Origin of the sequence: Halobellus captivus, assembly GCF_007655485.1 — an archaeon.
GTDB lineage: Archaea > Halobacteriota > Halobacteria > Halobacteriales > Haloferacaceae > Haloquadratum > Haloquadratum captivum.
The window spans coordinates 1-2,284 of record NZ_VJXQ01000014.1; the positions used below are offsets into that span (position 1 = coordinate 1).

Consider the following 2,284-nt stretch of genomic DNA (forward strand, 5'->3'; position numbering starts at 1 on the left):
GGCACTCGCGAGACGTTCGACGTTGCCATCTCAACCGATGCTGGCGGTGGCTTCTTCTGGCAGCCCGCGGAGAACTCTCTTGTAGGCCACGTGGCCACCTTTGAGCAAGGAGCGTATACTGGAGGCCACAAGCATCCGTGGTCGACGGGGTTGGGCTTCGTCATCCCGGCTGAGGGTGAGGGCTTCACCCTCCTGTGGAAGGGGCCAAAGCACTGGTCGGATGCCGAATTCCATATGAAACTCCCGTACAAAAAGCACACCGTGTGGACGTTCGACTCCCGCCTCTGGCACGAACACTTCAACGTCGGCGAAACGGACGACCGCTACTACGCCTGGTATCTGGGGTCGAAAAAGTGGCCGGGCTACGGTGGATGGTTCAAGCGGTGGGGTAGCTACGTCACGACGCGCCGTGGTGGATGGCTTATCCCCATCGAGGATCAAGACCCGAGGACGCTAGAGATGTTCCAGGAGGAACTTGAGACACGAGGAATTGAGATGAAAGACCTCGATGAGTGGTATGAGGACCAATATAAGCCAGCCGAAGATAAGTTTGAAGACGGATAAAATATTTGTCGTTTCCGCCACCTCATAGCCCGTTCGTCTCGGCAGCCGCATTGCCGACTGACGAAGGAACATAAGTAAAATCTATATTTCAGCTATGCGTTACCTTTCCATATGGGTGTGGCTCTCAATTCCCACGGTAATGACAATAGGGCGCTTCTTGCTGGCAACCCTATGGCGCCCGTCAACCGTGCGCTTGACCGACTAGAGACCGAGCGTACCGAAATCAATCACGAGTGCGAGGCCCTGCAACGGTTCGCGGACCGTGTGCGTGAAATTGACTCGAGTCAACCTGCCCCGACTCCTGGGGGGATGCCGTCGCTCTCCTCGGAGAGTCATTCGGCTGATGCGATGGAACCGGTCCGCGCAGCCTACCGGGAGACGGTGATGGCTGTCCCACACTACGAAGAGGTCTATGAGGAGTCGCTGCCACGGAACCTGGCGACCGAACTGGGGCCGGATCTCTCTACCGCGGTGTGTTCCGGCCACGATGTATCCGTCACCCCTCACCTCAAGAAAGCGATCGCCGAGGCTGCCGAGCGGGCCGCCAGCCGACGCGCCACCTTTATCGGGATGCTCGACACTGAGCGAGAGTCCCTGCGTCACGCGCGCCGATCGCTCGACCAAATAAAGTGCGCCATCCAGTCCCGACTCGACGGCGACGAGGCATCGCTCTCGGTTGCGGAGGTGTTCGACCGACTGGAGGGCGTGACCACAAAGCGACAGCGGCTACTACACGAGCGGACGCTCCCAAGCCACATCGAGGTCCATGGCCTGTGTTCGTACCTCTACGACCAGATGCGGTGGACCTATCCTGTGCTGGCGGTCGCGGCGACCCTCCGTGACAAATTCGAAGATGTGGGGCTCGTCCTCACCTGAGAGCCATAATGACTACCGGCCAACCTCTTCGCTCTCCGGACGCTAGTGCGTGCTTGCACGACCAAGACGAGATGCAGTAAGCCTCCTTCACTTGCCTGCTCTAAACTGTATAATGCCTCCCCTGTGTGGGTGTGAGAATATTACTGCAAAGAAAAGACATATATGAGTGGCTGGAAACCTTAGTTTTATGGGATCCGAATATCCTGCTCAAACATTCGAATATGAGCCCGTAGAGTCGGAAGATCCGAAGATCCATATTGATCTTTGTGAAACCAAGGAACAGGTTGGTGAAGTTCAAATCGTGGGTGAAGACGGGGCGAATAATCTTCACAGTCACCAAGATGCAGACGGGTTCTGGATGGTACTAGGAGGAAAAGCACGATTTTATACCGCAGGCGACGAGGTGATCGGTGAATTCGGCCCGTATGAGGGAGTTCAAATTCCCCGCGATTTCCCCTATTGGTTCGAGAGTGCGGGGGAAGAGAAGTTAGAGATACTTCACGTCGTATCGATAGATCCAGAGCTATCAAGCGAACGAGTCGATCACGAAGGAGAGAAAGGAGAGAGAAACAAACATATCAATGGCACCGTTCGCCGCATAACCGATCCTCGCGATCAGTGAGTTGGTTGTCAGATCGGTACTGGTGCACCCGAAGACAGCAGAGTGGTGAGGTTCGACGGTCAGCTGTCCAATCTTCGGCGCAACCTCTCGTCATCAACCTACCCTAAATGGGTGGAATTGTCGGTGGACTCCCATTCTGGCCGACGTTAGTCATCGGCAGACGGGTAACATCCCCCTGATTCAGCCCTTTCGGTCGTGTTTAGTTAAGGATGAAGGGTGAGG

The 2,284-nt window shown here is 55.9% G+C and carries 3 protein-coding genes; all 3 read left to right on the forward strand.

Annotated elements, in window-relative coordinates; genetic code table 11:
* A partial coding sequence (locus FJT57_RS16495; RefSeq protein ID WP_162524380.1) for a hypothetical protein occupies window positions 1-564 on the forward strand: 564 nt, incomplete at its 5' end.
* A gap of 171 nt (window positions 565-735) precedes the next feature.
* Window positions 736-1,440: a DUF7260 family protein gene (locus FJT57_RS16260; RefSeq protein ID WP_449405213.1), complete on the forward strand. Its 705-nt coding sequence runs from the start codon at window positions 736-738 to the stop codon at window positions 1,438-1,440.
* 187 nt (window positions 1,441-1,627) lie between these two features.
* On the forward strand, window positions 1,628-2,062 hold the full coding sequence (locus FJT57_RS16265; RefSeq protein ID WP_144906885.1) for a cupin domain-containing protein: 435 nt from the start codon (window positions 1,628-1,630) through the stop codon (window positions 2,060-2,062).
* The last annotated feature ends 222 nt before the right edge of the window (window positions 2,063-2,284 follow it).